The organism is Streptosporangium sp. NPDC003464 (genome assembly GCF_053588315.1).
The window spans coordinates 37,235-52,154 of record NZ_JBSFPS010000028.1; the positions used below are offsets into that span (position 1 = coordinate 37,235).

The window sequence follows — 14,920 nt, forward strand, 5'->3', positions numbered from 1 at the left end:
CCCGTCCGGATCGCCCTGCGGAGGGCTGGTCGACGAGAGCGGCCAGACGTGGTCGTGACAGGGAGTGTGCGCTGTCCGTCGCATCGCGGAGGCGGGCCGCCGAAGGCGGTCCCGTGGGCGTTGACCGTCCAGGTCGCGGCGGTGCGGGCCGGAGGGCCGGCCCGGTCGGCGGGCCGGAGGGGCCCGTGTCCGGCGGCGAGAGGTGTGGACGCGCGGGACGAGAGTGGCGAATACCGTATGTGATCAGTCGATTACTCGTTAGAGTGGGTGCCTGTCCTGCCCTGCCTGGTCAAGGAGATGTTCGATGCGCATCCTCGTGGCTCTCGCCGCCGTCGGTCTGCTGAGCGTGGCCTGTGCCGGGCAGGAGGCCGTGACCCAGCCCCACCCGGCCGGACACGTGCCCAGCGCCACCGGGATCCGGCTCTCCGGGGGCGGCACGCTCACCGTGCCGGTGCCGAAGGCCTCGGCGATCGCCTACGACATCAAGCTGGCGCCCCCCGGCGCCTCGGCGCGGGTCATGTCCGAGTCGGGGGCGGTGCTCGCCACCTCCACGCTCACGGTCGGCGGCCTGCTGCCCAACCGGACCTACGGCGCGCACCTGCACGTCAACCCGTGCGGCGCCAGTCCCGAGGACGCCGGCCCGCACTACCAGCACGCCCACAGCCACGCCAGCGCCGACAACGAGGTGTGGCTCGACTTCACCACCGACGCCGAGGGCGGCGCCACCGCCACCGCCAAGCAGGACTGGGCGTTCGCCTCCGACCGGCTGCCCGGTTCCCTGGTGATCCACGCGCAGCGGACCAGGAGGAAGGGGGCCGAGGCGGGCACCGCCGGCCCCCGCGTCGCCTGCGTCACCCTCACCAAGCGCTAGCTGTAGTTGACCGGCGCGGCGCGGGACCCGCGCCATGCCTTCCCGGGGACGCGCGGGGACCGTCCCGGAGGTGCTGTGGTGCCATGGGACGTCGCGGAGCCGCTCCGGAGGTGCCGTGTCCTCTCCGGGACGTGCGGGAGCCGTCCCGGAGGTGCTGTGGTGTCAGGGGATGCGGGACATCATCCGCTCCATGCCGTTGATCCAGTTGTCCCTGAGGGCCGCCGCCGCGCCCTCCAGGTCGCTGTCGATCAGGCGCTCGGCCACCCGGCAGTGCTCCTCGGCGGCGCGTTCCATCGGGGTGCTCTCCCCGGTCATCAGGTGGGCGTAGCGGCGCATGCCCGCCTTGACGCTGGTGATCAGGTCGAGTAGCCGCTCGTTGGCGCAGCCGCTGAGCAGCAGGTCGTGCCATTCGTCGTCGTGGCGCTCGATGTCCTGCCGCTCGGCGACGTCGGCCGAGAAGTCCTGGGCGAGCGCGAGCAGCTCCGGGGCGATCCTCCTCAGGTAGGCCGGGTCCGAGCTCTCCAGGGCGAGCGCCTCCAGGGCCGCCACGATGGCGCACAGCTCACGGAACTCCTTGCGGCTGACCGGTGCGAACCGGAACCCCCGGCCCTGGTTGCTCTCCAGCACGCCCTCGCCGGCGAGCGTGATCAGTGCCTCGCGCAGCGGGGTGCGGCTGACCCCCAGCTCGCCGGCAAGGGCCGCCTCGTTGATGTCGGTCCCCGCGGCGAAGTCGCCCCGGTCGAGCCGGAGCATGAGCTCCTCGCGGATCTGCTCGCGGAGGGGGCGCCGCTCGATCGGCATGACACTCCTTGGGTTGATCTTGAGTCAAGCGTACCCACTTGACGTGATGCAAAATACTGCACTATGAATTCTGCATTCAAAATATTACATGTCATAGATCGGAGTTACGGGTGGGTCTGACCAGGGTTTCCGGTCTGCTGTTCGGCGGTGACTACAACCCCGAGCAGTGGCCGGAGCACGTCTGGGACGAGGACGCCAGGCTGATGGCCGAGGCCGGGGTGAACATGGCGACCGTCGCGGTCTTCTCCTGGTCCCGCCTCGAACCGAGCCCCGGGGAGTACGACTTCGGCTGGCTGGACCGGATCCTCGACCTGCTCCACGAGCACGGCGTGGCCGCCGACCTGGCCACCGCCACCGCGACCCCGCCGCCCTGGCTGGTGCGCGAGCACCCCGAGGTGCTCCCGGTGGACGCGGGGGGCACGCGCCTGGACTTCGGCTCCCGCCAGAGCTACTGCCCCAGCTCGCCGGTCTTTCGCGAGGCCACGGTACGGCTGGCACGGGCGATGGCCGAGCGCTACGCCGACCACCCGGCGCTGGCCATGTGGCACATCGGCAACGAGTACGCCGACCACACCCTCGAATGCTTCTGCGAGGAGTCCGCCCGGCACTTCCGGCGCTGGCTCCAGGCGCGGTATGGATCGGTCCAGGGCCTGAACGCCGCCTGGGGCACCTCCTGCTGGGGCCAGCACTACACCGCGTTCGACCAGGTCAACCCGCCCCGTAAGGCTCCGGGACCGGTCAATCCGGCCCAGGTCCTCGACTGGCGGCGCTTCTGCTCCGACGCGCTGCTGGAGTGCTTCGAGCTGGAGAAGGCCGTGCTCCGCGAGGTCACCCCGGACATCCCGGTGACCACCAACTTCATGAGCATCCTGCACGGCCTGGACTACTGGAAATGGGCCGAGGCCGAGGACATCGTCAGCGACGACGCCTACCCAGACCCCGCCGACCCCGCCTCGCACGTGGCGGTCGCGCTCAGCTACGACCTGATGCGCTCGCTGAGACGACAGCCGTGGATCCTGCTGGAGCAGGCGTCGAGCGCGGTGAGCTGGCGCGAGGTCAACGCGCCCAAGCCGCCGGGCATGATGCGCCTGCACAGCCTCCAGGCCCTGGCCCACGGGGCCGACGGCGCGATGTTCTTCCAGTGGCGGCAGGCCAAGTACGGTCCGGAGAAGTTCCACTCCGCGCTGCTGCCGCACGGCGGCACCGCCTCGCGCGGCTGGCAGGACACGCTGCGGCTGGGCGCCGACCTCGGACGCCTGGCCGAGATCGCCGGGTCCCAGACGCGCGCCGACGTGGCGCTGGTCCTCGACTGGGACAGCTGGTGGGGCCTGGAGGCCCCCGAGTCGATGCCCTCCAACCGGCTCAGGCTCAAGGAGCTCCTGCAGTCCTGGTACGGGCCGATGCACGCCCGCGGCATCGCGGTCGACCTCGTCCCGATGGGCCGCGACCTGTCCGGCTACCGCGTGGTGATCGCCCCCAACCTCTACATGTGCACCCCTGAGCAGGCCGAGTGGCTGGCCGCGTTCGGCGGCCACCTCGTCGTCGGCCCGTTCAGCGGCGTCGTCGACCCGGCCGACCAGATCCACGACGGCGGCGCCCCCGGCCCGCTGCGGGAGCTGCTCGGCCTGACGGTGGACGAGTTCTGGCCGCTCCCCGACGGACAGCTCCAGCGGGTGCGGTTCGGGACCGGGGACGGCGGGGCGCCGGCCGTACCGGCACGGACCTGGGCCGAGTGGCTGCGCGTCGAGGACGCCGAGGTGCTCGCCCGCTACGAGGGCGGCGACCTGGACGGCCAGGCGGCGATCACCAGGCGGGGGCGGGCGACCTACCTGAGCTGCCTGCTCGACGACGTCACCCCGGTCCTGTCGGAGGTCCTGGCGGCCGCGGGCGTCCAGCCGGTGGCCGAGGTGCCGCACGGCGTGGAGGCCACCCGCCGGGGCCGCTACCTCTTCCTGCTCAACCACTCGACGGCCCCCGCCCCGGTCGACCTGCGGGAGCCGGGGACCGACCTGCTCACCGGCCGCCACCTGAGCGGCCGGATCGACATCCCGCCCCACGACGCCGTGGTGCTGCGCACCGGTGCCGAGCCAACCGAAGGAGAACGGTGACACACCCCTACATCCCGAACGCCGAACCAGGCGTGCGGGCCGAGATGCTCGCCGCCATCGGCGCCGCGAGCATCGAGGACCTCTACGCGGTCATCCCGGCCGGCCTCCGCCTCGACCGGCCGCTGGACCTGCCCGAGCCGATGGCCTCCGAGCACGAGCTGGTCGCGCACATGCGCGGGCTGCTGGCGCGCAACACCGACACCACCGAGGTGCTCAGCTTCCTCGGCCACGGCTGCTACCCGCACCACGTCCCGGCCGTCTGCGACGAGGTCAACGGGCGCGGCGAGTTCCTCACCGCCTACGCGGGCGAGCCGTACGAGGACCACGGCCGCTTCCAGGCCCTGTTCGAGTACGTCAGCATGATGGCCGAGCTGCTGGAGATGGACGTCGTCAACGTCCCGACCTACGACGGCTACCAGGCGGCCGGGACCGCCATCAGGATGGCGGTCCGCTACACCGGCCGCTCCAAGGTGCTGCTCAGCGGGGCCGTCAGCGCCGACAAGATGAGCAAGCTGCGCGACTTCCTCGACCACGACGTCGAGCTCGTCATCGCCCCGGTCGGGGCGGGCGGCGAGATCGGTGACGTGGAGATCGACGAGACCTTCGCCGCGATCTACCTGGAGACCCCGAACGTCTACGGCGTCGTGGAGACGCGGGGCCGCGAGCTCGCCGACCTCGCGCACGGCGTCGGCGCGCTCCTGGTCGTCTCGGCCGACCCGATCTCGCTGGGCGTGCTCGCCCCGCCCGCCGCCTACGGCGCGGACATCGCCTGCGGGGACATCCAGTCGCTCGGCATGCACCAGAGCTACGGCGGCGGCCACGCCGGATACATCGCCACCCGCGACGAGGAGCGCCTGGTCGCCGAGATCCCCTCGCGGCTGTTCGGCATCGCGCCCACCGCGGTGCCCGGCGAGTACGGCTTCGGCGACGTCTTCTACGACCGGACCTCCTTCGCCCACCGCGAGGAGGGCAAGGAATGGGTGGGCACCGCGGCCGCCCTGTGGGGCATCACCGCCGGGGTCTACCTCGCGCTGATGGGGCCCGAGGGCATGCGCGAGCTCGGCGAGACGGTCCTGGCCCGCACCCGCTACGCGATGGACCGCGTCGCGGACGCCGGAGCCCGGGTGCTCCACCCCGACGCCGTCCACTTCCGCGAGTTCGCGATCGAGGTGCCCTCCTCCGACGGGCTCCTGGCCGCGCTGCGCGAGCGCGGCATCTTCGGCGGTGTCCGGCTGGACGACCGCACGCTGCTGGTCTGCGTGACCGAGCGGCACTCCAAGGACGACATCGACCGGCTGGCGGCAGCCGTACAGGAGGAACTGGCGTGAGCGGGCACGCGGGAGAGTCGTTCGCGGAGCTGCCGGTGGCGCCCAAGCCGCCGCTGCGCCGCTTCCACCAGGCTCGCTGGGACGAGCCGATCATCTTCGAGCAGTCGCGTCCCGGCCGCCGGGGCATCGCCGTACCGGCCGCGGGGGTGCCCGCGGTGGAGCTGCCCGCCTCGGTACGGCGGGCCGAGCCGCCCAAGCTGCCCGAGATGTCGCAGCTGCACGTGCTGCGGCACTACGTCCGGCTGTCGCAGGAGAACCTGGGCGTCGACCAGGCCATCGCGGTCGGCCAGGGCACCTGCACCATGAAGTACAGCCCCAAGGTCAACGACCGCTTCGTCAACGACCCCAAGGTGGCCGAGCTCCACCCGCTCCAGCCCGACGACACCGTGCAGGGCGTCCTGGAGGTCTACTGGCGGCTGGAGAAGATCCTGGCCGAGATCTCCGGGATGCACCGGGTCTCGCTCCAGCCCGCCTCCGGGTCGGCGGCGATCTACGCCAACATCGCGATGATCCGCGCCTACCACGCCTCGCGCGGCGAGGGGCAGCAGCGGGACCAGGTCATCACCACGATGTTCTCCCACCCGTCCAACGCGGCCTGCGCCAAGACCGCCGGGTACGAGGTCATCACGTTGATGCCCGACGAGAACGGCTACCCCGACATCGAGGCCCTGCGCGCCGCCGTCGGCCCGCGCACCGCGGCCCTGATGATCACCAATCCCGAGGACACGGGCATCTTCAACCCGCGCATCGAGGAGTTCGTCTCCCTGGTGCACGAGGCCGGCGGCCTGGCCTGCTACGACCAGGCCAACGCCAACGGCATCCTGGGCATCACCCGCGCCGCCGACGCCGGGTTCGACCTGTGCCACTTCAACCTGCACAAGACCTTCTCCACCCCGCACGCGTGCGGCGGTCCGGCGGGCGGGGCGAGCGGCGTCTCCGAGCGGCTCGCGCCGTTCCTGCCCGGCCCGACCGTGGAGTTCGACGGGTCGAGGTATCACCTCGACGCCGACCGCCCGCAGTCGGTCGGCAAGATGCGCCCCTTCCTCGGCGTCACCCCGAACGTGGTCCGCGCCTACGCCTGGGTCATGGCGCTGGGAGCCGAGGGCCTGCGCGAGGTCGCCGAGACCGCGGTGCTCAACAACAACTACCTGATGCACAAGATCCTGAGCATCCCCGGCGCCTCGGCGCCCTGGGGCGAGAAGCGCCTGGAGCAGGTCCGCTACTCCTGGCAGGGGCTGTTCGAGGAGACGGGCGTGCACTCGGAGGAGATCGGCGTCCGCGCCGCGGACTTCGGCGTGCACTACTGGACCAGCCACCACCCCTACCTGGTCCCCGAGCCCTTCACCCTGGAGCCGACGGAGTCGTACTCCAAGGAGGACCTCGACGAGTACGCCGCGATCCTCGCCCACGTCGCCGACGAGGCCCGCCGCGACCCCGAGCACGTCAAGGGCGCCCCCTACAACCAGACGGTCCACAAGATCGATCAGACGTCACTGGACGACCCCAAGCAGTGGTCGCCCACCTGGCGCGCCTACACCCGTAAGCACCTGGCATGACCGCTGACCGGCCGACGTCCCCCGACGCGTCCCGGGCCCTCCCGGGACCGGCGGCCTCCGCCCCGTCTCCCGCCGCCCCGGCGGCGCCCGTGCCCGCGGGCGGAGAGGTCCTCACGGTCGGGCTGATCGTCAACCCGGTCGCGGGGATCGGCGGACCGGCCGGTCTCAAGGGCAGCGACGGTGCCGACGTCCAGCGGGAGGCCCTGGCCCGGGGGTCCCGCCCCGGGGCCGGCGACCGCGCGGCGCAGGCCGTGCGGACCCTGCTGGCCCGGCGTCCCGGCACGCGGATCCGCACCGTCGCGGGGTCGATGGGCGAGGACAGCGCGCGGGCGGCCGGGGCGGTCCCGGAGCTGCTGCGGCTCGTCCCCGGCGACCCGTCGTCCTCGCGGGACACGGTGGCGGCCGTCGAGGCCATGAAGGACGTCGACCTGCTGCTGTTCGCCGGAGGCGACGGCACCGCCAGGGACGTGCTCGACGGCTCGCCGTCCTGCCCGGTGCTCGGCGTCCCGGCGGGGGTGAAGGTCTACTCCGGCTGCTTCGCGCTCAGCCCCGCCACGGCGGGGGCGACGGCCGCCGAGTTCGACGGGCGGACGGCCGAGGCCGAGGTGGTGGACCTCGACGAGGAGACCTACCGGCGGGGCCGGGTCGGTCCCCGGCTCTACGGCACGGTGCGTGTGCCCGCCGCCAGGGCGCGGCTGTCGGGCCGCAAGGTCGGGTCGTCCTCGGCCGCCCCCGGGTCGGCCGAGAGCATCGCCCGGGAGGTCGTGGCCCGGATGCGGCCCGGCGTCCGCTACGTCCTCGGCCCCGGCGCCACCACCATGGCCGTCGGCCGCCGGCTCGGCCTGGCCACCACGCTGCTCGGCGTGGACGTGGTCCAGGACGGCGAGCTGGTCGCCGCCGACGTGACCGAGCGGGAGCTTCTCGACCTCGCCGGCGGGGGCGAGACCCACGCCGTCGTCTCGGTGATCGGGGGCCAGGGGTTCGTGCTCGGCCGGGGCAACCAGCAGATCAGCCCCGCCGTACTGAAAAAGATCATGGCCTCCGGAGGGCTGACCGTCCTGGCCACCCAGCAGAAGCTCGCCGGCCTCGGCGGGCGCCCGCTGCTGGCCGACACCGGAGACCCGGAGGCGGACGCCCTGGTCGGCGGCCACGTCTCCGTCATCACCGGATATCGCGAGAGCGCGATGTACCGGATCCGTTCCGCGACTGAGGAGTTCCCGGCATGACCACCCTGACTGACAAGGTCGCCATCGTCACCGGCGGTGCCTCCGGCATCGGCCGGGCCACCGCGCTGCTGTTCGCCCGCCAGGGCGCGGCCGTCGTGGTCGCCGACCTCGACGGCCCCGGTGCCGCGGAGGTGGCCGGGGAGATCGAGGCCGAGGGCGGCAGGGCCGTGCCGGTCACGGTGGACGTGGCCGCTGAGGAGGACTGCGCGCGCGCCGTGCGGACCGCGGTGGAGACCTTCGGCGGCCTGCACGTGCTGTTCAACAACGCCGGGATCATCCGCCGGACCACCGCCCTGGACATCACGGCCGACGAGTGGGACCGGGTCATGGCGGTCAACGTCCGCTCGGTCTTCCTCATGTGCAAGCACGCGATCCCCGCCATGAAGGACGGCGGCTCGATCGTGAACACCGGCTCCGGCTGGGGCCTCAAGGGCGGCGGCAACGCCATCTCCTACTGCGCCTCCAAGGCCGCCGTGGTCAACATGACCCGCGCCCTGGCCATCGACCACGCCAAGGCCGGCATCCGCGTCAACTCGGTCAACCCCGGCGACACCGACACCCCGATGCTCCGCGAGGAGGCCCGCCAGCTCTCGGAGGACTGGGCCGCCTTCGCCGCCGACGCCGCCGACCGCCCGATGGGCCGCGCGGGCAGTCCCGACGAGATCGCCCAGGCCGTCCTCTTCCTGGCGAGTGACGCCGCCAGCTACGTCACCGGCGCGGCCCTGGTCGTCGACGGTGGCGGACTCGCCTAACCCACCCCCCGAAAATCCCATCCCCAGGAGGCACACCGTGTCTTTCCCCATCTCCAAGAAAGCCCTGGCCGCAGCGGCCTTGGCACTGACCGCCACTGTCACCGCCGCCTGCAGCGGGAGCGGCGGCGGCACGGCCACCGGCGGCCCGGCCGCCGGCGGGAAGGTCACCATCCGGTGGTCGACCTGGGGCTCGGCCGAGGACGTCGCGCTCTACAAGGGCTTCAACGACGACTTCATGAAGCGCCACCCGAACATCGTGCTGAAGATGGAGACGGTCCCCAAGTACGAGGACTACCACCCCAAGCTCCTGACCCAGCTCACCTCCAAGACCGCGCCCGACGTCTTCTTCGTCGGCGACGACAACGTCGGAAAGTTCGTCGCCGCCGGGGTGCTCGCCCCGCTCAACGACAAGCTCGCCGGCGCGGACAGCAAGAGCAAGCCCGAGGACTTCTTCGACGGCATCTACGGCGGGGCCAAGAAGGACGGCCAGATCTACGGCGTCCCGAACGACACCAACCCCGAGGTGCTCTGGTACGGCAAGAAGGCGCTCAAGGACGCCGGGATCACCGAGGACCCGGCCGAGCTGAACGCGGCCGGCAAGTGGACCATGGCCAAATACCTCGAGATGAACGCCAAGCTCAAGGCGGCGGGCAAGGCCGGCTCGATCTTCTGGAACTGGTACGGCTCGACCTACAGCGTCATCAGCGGTTTCGGCGGCAAGGTATGGGACGGCGGCAAGTTCGTCGCCACCACCGACCCCAAGTCGCGCGAGGCCCTGCAGACCCTGGCCAAGGGCTACGCCGACAAGACCTTCCTGGCGGCCGACGTGCTGCCCGCCAGCAACGGCGCCAACACCCAGTTCATCCGGAGCAAGGCCGGGTTCTTCGCCGGCGGCCGGTGGATGATCGACGTGGTCAAGAAGGGCGGCGACCTGCCCAACTACGACATCGTGCCGTTCCCGTCGGAGACCGGCCAGCCGATGTCCGGCGCGGTCGCGGCCTCCTACCTGGCGCTCAACAAGGACTCCAAGAACGCCAAGGAGGCCTTCACCTTCCTGACCGAGTTCGTCAGCAAGGAGGGCCAGCTCCTGCGCCTCAAGAACGGCGGCGCGGTCCCCTCGATCAAGGGAGCCGAGCAGGTCGTGCTGGAGGGCGGCTACCCCGCGCACGCCCAGACCTTCCTGGACGTCCGTGACACCGGCTTCGCCAACTACTCCGACGAGGTCGCGGTGCCCGGCCTCACCAAGGACATCAACGACCACCTGCTGAAGGTCTGGACCGGCAAGGTCGCCTTCGAGCAGGGGATGACCGAGCTCCAGTCCCTCGTCGACGGCAAGATCGGATAACGGCTGTGGGCGCCGTCACCTCGGCGCGCCCCGCCGCGAAACCCCGGCCCGCGCGCGTGGCGACGCGCGTGCGGAGCCGGGACGGCTGGTGGGCCGCGCTCTTCCTCGCCCCGCAGGTCCTCGGCCTGCTCGCCTTCCTGGTCCTCCCGCTCGGGTTCGCGGTCGCGCTCGCGTTCATGAAGTGGGACGGGCTCGGCGAGATGTCCTGGGTCGGCTTCGACAACTTCGCCGCCCAGCTCTCCGACCCCCAGTTCGGCACGGCCGTCTGGAACACCGTCAAGCTCGCCGTCCTGACCGTCCCGGTGGGCCTGGCGCTCGCGCTGCTCGTCGCGATCGCGCTGAACAACGTCAGGGGCAAGACCTTCTACCGGGTCGTCTACTTCCTGCCGGTGGTCACCAGTTCGGTCGCGGTGGCCGTGATGTGGCAGGTCATCCTGGCCAGCGGCGACTACGGCGTGCTCAACAGCACCGTCCACGACTGGTTCGGGATCACGTTGCCCAACTGGCTGGACGACCCGGGCTGGGTCATCGTGGCCATCGCGGTCGTGACCGTCTGGTCCTCGCTCGGCCTCAACGTCGTGATCTTCCTGGCCGGGCTGCAGACCATCCCGCCGTCGCTGACGGAGGCCGCCCGCATAGACGGCGCCGGCCCGGTCCGGATCTTCCGGTCGGTGACGCTGCCGATGATCTCCCCGACCATCTTCTTCTCCACCGTGGTCGCGGTGATCAGCTCCTTCCAGGCGTTCGACCAGATCTACGTGCTGGTCAACCCCGACCACAACGACGGCGCCCGCACGATCGTCTACCAGGTCTACGACCTGGGCTTCCAGGACTTCGAGTTCGGCATGAGCAGCGCCGCCGCGCTGATCCTGCTGGCGCTGACGCTGCTCGTCACCCTCGTCCAGTTCGGAGTGCAGAAGCGCTTCGTCCACTACGACTCCTAAGGGGAGGCGTCGATGGCTGTGATCCCCGGACCCTCCGGCGTCCCCGTCCCTCGCCGGCTGGGCCAGGTCGCCCTGCACGCCGCGCTCGTCGCCGGCGGGCTGGTGATGCTGTTCCCGTTCGTCTGGATGCTGCTGACGTCGTTCAAGGGCGCGCACCAGATGATCAACTCGCCGCTCGACTGGCTGCCCGCCCCCTGGCGGGCGCAGAACTATCCCGACGTGTTCGGCGCGCTGCCCTTCGCCCAGGCCTACTGGAACAGCTTCTACATCGCGGCCGTCAACGTGGTCCTCACCCTGGTCACCTCCGCGATGGCCGCCTACGCCTTCGCCCGGATCCGCTTCCGCGGCTCCGGCCTGCTGTTCGGTCTGTTCCTGGCGACCCAGATGGTGCCGCAGCAGGTGATCATCATCCCGCTCTACCTGATGCTGTCGAGGCTCGGCTGGATCGACTCCCACCTGGCGCTGATCGTGCCCGGTTTCGTCAACCCCTTCGCGGTCTTCCTGCTGCGGCAGTTCATCCGGGCGGTCCCGATCGAGCTGGAGGAGGCCGCGCGCCTCGACGGCGCCGGTCGCTGGACGATCTTCTGGCGGGTCGTGCTGCCCAACGTCAGGCCCGGCATGGGCGCGCTCGGCATCATCGTCTTCCTGGCGAGCTGGAACAGTTTCTTGTTCCCGCTGATCTTCCTGAACTCGCCGGAGCTGGCCACCGTGCCGCTGCTGGTCAGCCAGTTCGCCGGGCAGCACGGCGCCACCGACTACAACCTCATCCTCGCCGCCTCGGCCATCTCGGTCATCCCGATGATGATCGCCTTCCTGATCGGCCAGCGGCGCATCCTCAACAGCATGGCCATGTCCGGCCTGGGAGGACGCTGACAATGCTCGACCTTCGCGAGCGGCCCTTCACCGAGCGCGGCTCCCGGCTGCTGGTGATGGCCGCCGATGACGGCTCGCTCTGGATCGCCCGCGCCGAGTACGAGACCCGGCTGTCGGAGACGACCGTGCTCACCGGTCTGCGGGTGTTCTCCGGCGGTGCGGAGCTGCCCGTACGGCAGGCGCGCGCCGACCGCGTCTCCTTCGAGGGAGGCGTGGACCTGGTCTTCGCCGACGCCGAGACGCTGGTGCTGACCGGTTCGGGGGCCCGCGCGGTCTGGGACGGCGGCGCGGTGGAGATCGACGGAGCCCGCGTGCTGGTGGGGGAGGCGCGCCCGTACGACGGCGCCGCCCTGCTGGAGAGCGCCGCGCGCCGCTGGCGGGAGTGGTCCGGCCGGATGCCGGCCGTGCCGGAGGGGCTGCGGGAGCGGGCCGAGCAGGCGTGGTGGACGCTCGGCGTGAACCTGCTGCCCATCGGCTCCGCGGGCGGCCGGGAGGGCGTTGTCCCATCCAAGTACGGATATGTCGGCATCTGGAACTGGGACTCCTACTTCCACGCCGTCGCCCTGCGCCACGCCGATCCCGAGCTGGCCCGTGACCAGATCCGCATCCTGCTCGACCACCAGCGTCCCGACGGCCTCATCCCCGACGTGGTCCACGACCTGGGCGTGCTCGCCGAGACCACCGACCTGCCCCGCTCCGACCACATCCGCCTGGCCCAGCACGTCGGCCAGGCGGGCGGGGAGGGCTCCGAGGGGGCCGGAGATCCCGCCCGGCCGGCCGACGGAGCCGAGCCGGCCGACGGGGCACGGGGGGAGGACCCGGGGCGTCCGGAAGGGGCCGCCGAGCCGATCGGCGGCGTCGTCCCGGTCACCAAGCCCCCGCTGACGGCCTGGGCCGTCTGGAAGATCCACGAGGTGGCCCCGGACCTGGACTTCCTCGCCGAGGTCTACGGGCCGATCGCCCGCTCGCACGAGTGGTGGCTGACCGTCTCCGACCCCGACGGCGACGGGCTGGCCGAATATCTCCATCCCTACTCGTCCGGTCTGGACGACAGCCCGATCTGGGACCACGGTCCCCGGGCCGAACCCCCGGACCTCAACTCCTACCTGGCCCTGCAGGCCGACCGGCTGGGCGACATCGCCGAGGCGCTGGGCCGTACCGGGGAGGCGCGGCTCTGGCGGGAGCGGGCGGCCGAGCACGTCGAGCTGCTGGTGGCCAGGCGCTGGAACGGCAGCCGCTTCGTGACCCTGTCGAAGGCGGCCCGCCGTACGGCGGCGCCGTCGGCGAAGGTCGCCGCGGAGGCGGGGACCCCGGAGAGGACCGGCGGACAGGTCCGCGCGCCGGGGAACGCCGCCGGTGACGCCGGGGCGGCGGGGGCGCGGGCGGGCGAGCTGGAGGTGGCCACCCGGACCCCGCTGGAGCTGATGCCGCTGTTCACCGGCCGCCTCCCCGAGGAGATCGCCGGGCGGCTGGTGGCCGACCTGCTCTCCCCGGCTTTCTGGGCCGAGCGCCCGGTGCCCACGGTCGCCTTCGACGACCCGGCCTTCGACCCCGACGCCATGTGGCGCGGCCCGGTCTGGCTCAACGTCAACTACCTGTTGATCGAGGGTCTGCGCCGCTCGGGCCACGCCGAGGTCGCCGACGAGCTGACCAGGCGGACCCTGGAGATGGTGAACGCCGGTGGCGGCCTGTACGAATACTGGAACCCGCTCACCGGCGCCCGCGCGGCCCGCGCGACCAGCGGCTTCGGCTGGTCCTCCGCCCTCTTCCTCGACCTGGCCGCCGCTCAGGCGTGAGCGGCGGGGATGGTGCCCAGGCGGCCGGCCTGGTAGTCCTCGAAGGCCTTGACCAGCTCCTCCTGGGTGTTCATCACGAACGGGCCGTAGTGCGCGACCGGCTCGCCGATCGGGCGGCCGCCCAGCACGATGACCTCCAGGTTGGGGCTGCGGCTCTCCTGGGTCGCCGACGCCGAGACGGTGATGGTCTCACCGTCGGTGCCGAGGCCCGGCAGGGTGCCGAAGCCGTCGAAGACCGCCAGCTGGCCCGACTCGATGGGCTGCCGGTCGGCGCCGACCGAGCCCCGTCCGGACAGGACGTAGGCGAGGGCGTTGAAGTCCTTGCGCCAGGGCAGCGTGAGGCGGGAGCCGGGGCTGAGGGAGGCGTGCAGCAGGGTGATCGGCGTCCTGGTGCTGCCGGGGCCGGTGAAGCCGCCGACCTCGCCGGCGATCAGGCGGACCAGCGCGCCGCCGTCGTGGCTGCTGAGCAGGACGACGTTGGACCTGCCGATGTCCTGGTAGTTGGGCGCGACCATCTTCTGGCTGCCCGGCAGGTTGACCCAGAGCTGGATGCCGTGGAACAGGCCGCCCTTGGCGACCAGCCACTCCGGGGGAGCCTCCTTGTGCAGGATGCCCCCGCCGGCGGTCATCCACTGCGTGTCGCCGTCGGAGATCGTGCCGCCGCCGCCATGGGAGTCGGCGTGGTCCATCACGCCGTCGATCATGTAGGTGACGGTCTCGAAACCCCGGTGCGGGTGCCAGGGAGTGCCCTTGGGCTCGCCCGGCGCGTACTCCACCTCGCCCATCTGGTCCATCATGATGAACGGGTCGAGATACTGGGGCTTGATCGTCGCCAGCGCCTTGCGCACCGGGAAGCCCTCGCCCTCGAATCCGCTGGGCGCGGTGGTCACGGCCAGCACCTCGCGCTCGCGCACGGCGTCGAGCGGCTGGGCCAGCCGGGGCAGGGTCAACGGGTTCTCTACGGTAACGGCGGGCATGTCGGGCTCCTTCCTGCGAGATTCGCTGGTATCAACTCAGTTGATTCTTCAACTATTCCGCAGAGGGTGAGGCCGTGGCGCGGAGCGCGCCACGGCCTCGGAGCCGGCCGGGTCAGGCCCCGGCGGTCACCGGATCATCGGGTCCTGAACAGGGCGAACGCGCCCCGGCTCAGCGAGATGAGCTCCGGTGCGGCGGTGCTCTCGTCGATCACCGTCCGGGGGTCGCTGGTCAGCGTGGTGACGACGTAGGACTTCCCGGACTTGCCGACCTTCCCGGCGGGACGGGCGAGATAGCCCAGGTCCAGCACGCCGAGCTCGGAGCCGCCCTTGAACCAGGTCGCCG

Annotated in this window: 13 protein-coding genes; 10 read left to right on the plus strand and 3 right to left on the minus strand. The window is 71.6% G+C overall.

Translation table 11 applies throughout. The features are described from left to right. The first annotated feature begins 304 nt into the window (after window positions 1-304). On the plus strand, window positions 305-871 hold the full coding sequence (locus ACWDS7_RS09315; protein ID WP_451928837.1) for a superoxide dismutase family protein: 567 nt from the start codon (window positions 305-307) through the stop codon (window positions 869-871). A gap of 162 nt (window positions 872-1,033) precedes the next feature. On the opposite strand, the gene ACWDS7_RS09320 is transcribed toward ACWDS7_RS09315, so the two are convergent. Further along, complete coding sequence (locus ACWDS7_RS09320; protein ID WP_451928838.1) at window positions 1,034-1,672, minus strand: GntR family transcriptional regulator; 639 nt, start codon at window positions 1,670-1,672, stop codon at window positions 1,034-1,036. Between the two features lie 110 nt (window positions 1,673-1,782). Between ACWDS7_RS09320 and ACWDS7_RS09325 the strand changes: the two genes are divergently transcribed. The 9 genes from ACWDS7_RS09325 (at window position 1,783) to ACWDS7_RS09365 (ending at window position 13,600) form a co-directional block, all read left to right on the plus strand. Beyond that, a complete protein-coding gene (locus ACWDS7_RS09325) occupies window positions 1,783-3,780 on the plus strand; it encodes a beta-galactosidase (RefSeq protein WP_451928839.1) in 1,998 nt (665 codons plus the stop codon). Further along, window positions 3,777-5,108 carry an aminomethyl-transferring glycine dehydrogenase subunit GcvPA gene (gene gcvPA, locus ACWDS7_RS09330; protein WP_451928840.1) on the plus strand — a complete coding sequence of 444 codons (1,332 nt, stop codon included), beginning with the start codon at window positions 3,777-3,779 and terminating at the stop codon, window positions 5,106-5,108. The genes ACWDS7_RS09325 and gcvPA overlap by 4 nt, the downstream gene beginning before the upstream one ends. Next, window positions 5,105-6,664, plus strand: a complete 1,560-nt coding sequence (gene gcvPB, locus ACWDS7_RS09335) for an aminomethyl-transferring glycine dehydrogenase subunit GcvPB (RefSeq protein WP_451928841.1) — start codon at window positions 5,105-5,107, stop codon at window positions 6,662-6,664. Before gcvPA ends, gcvPB begins: the two co-directional genes overlap by 4 nt. Next, the gene (locus ACWDS7_RS09340; RefSeq protein ID WP_451928842.1) at window positions 6,661-7,890 is read left to right on the plus strand and encodes an ATP-NAD kinase family protein; all 1,230 of its coding nucleotides are present in this window, start codon (window positions 6,661-6,663) and stop codon (window positions 7,888-7,890) included. Before gcvPB ends, ACWDS7_RS09340 begins: the two co-directional genes overlap by 4 nt. Beyond that, a complete protein-coding gene (locus ACWDS7_RS09345; RefSeq protein WP_451928843.1) occupies window positions 7,887-8,642 on the plus strand; it encodes an SDR family NAD(P)-dependent oxidoreductase in 756 nt (251 codons plus the stop codon). The genes ACWDS7_RS09340 and ACWDS7_RS09345 overlap by 4 nt, the downstream gene beginning before the upstream one ends. A gap of 37 nt (window positions 8,643-8,679) precedes the next feature. Further along, the gene (locus tag ACWDS7_RS09350; protein WP_451928844.1) at window positions 8,680-9,987 is read left to right on the plus strand and encodes an ABC transporter substrate-binding protein; all 1,308 of its coding nucleotides are present in this window, start codon (window positions 8,680-8,682) and stop codon (window positions 9,985-9,987) included. Window positions 9,988-10,055: 68 nt separating this feature from the next. Next, window positions 10,056-10,931, plus strand: a complete 876-nt coding sequence (locus tag ACWDS7_RS09355; protein ID WP_451928845.1) for a carbohydrate ABC transporter permease — start codon at window positions 10,056-10,058, stop codon at window positions 10,929-10,931. A 12-nt stretch (window positions 10,932-10,943) separates the two neighbouring features. After that, window positions 10,944-11,804 (plus strand): carbohydrate ABC transporter permease, encoded by an 861-nt coding sequence (locus ACWDS7_RS09360; protein WP_451928846.1) that lies wholly within the window; start codon window positions 10,944-10,946, stop codon window positions 11,802-11,804. Window positions 11,805-11,806: 2 nt separating this feature from the next. Continuing rightward, window positions 11,807-13,600, plus strand: a complete 1,794-nt coding sequence (locus ACWDS7_RS09365; protein WP_451928847.1) for an amylo-alpha-1,6-glucosidase — start codon at window positions 11,807-11,809, stop codon at window positions 13,598-13,600. Here ACWDS7_RS09365 and ACWDS7_RS09370 read toward each other — a convergent pair. Together ACWDS7_RS09370 and ACWDS7_RS09375 are read right to left on the minus strand one after the other, a co-directional pair. Next, window positions 13,591-14,577, minus strand: coding sequence for a pirin family protein (locus ACWDS7_RS09370; RefSeq protein WP_451928848.1), 987 nt, complete (start codon window positions 14,575-14,577; stop codon window positions 13,591-13,593). The genes ACWDS7_RS09365 and ACWDS7_RS09370 overlap by 10 nt on opposite strands. 134 nt (window positions 14,578-14,711) lie before the next feature. Continuing rightward, window positions 14,712-14,920, minus strand: a 209-nt coding sequence (locus ACWDS7_RS09375) for a hypothetical protein (protein ID WP_451928849.1), incomplete at its 5' end; no start/stop codon positions are given.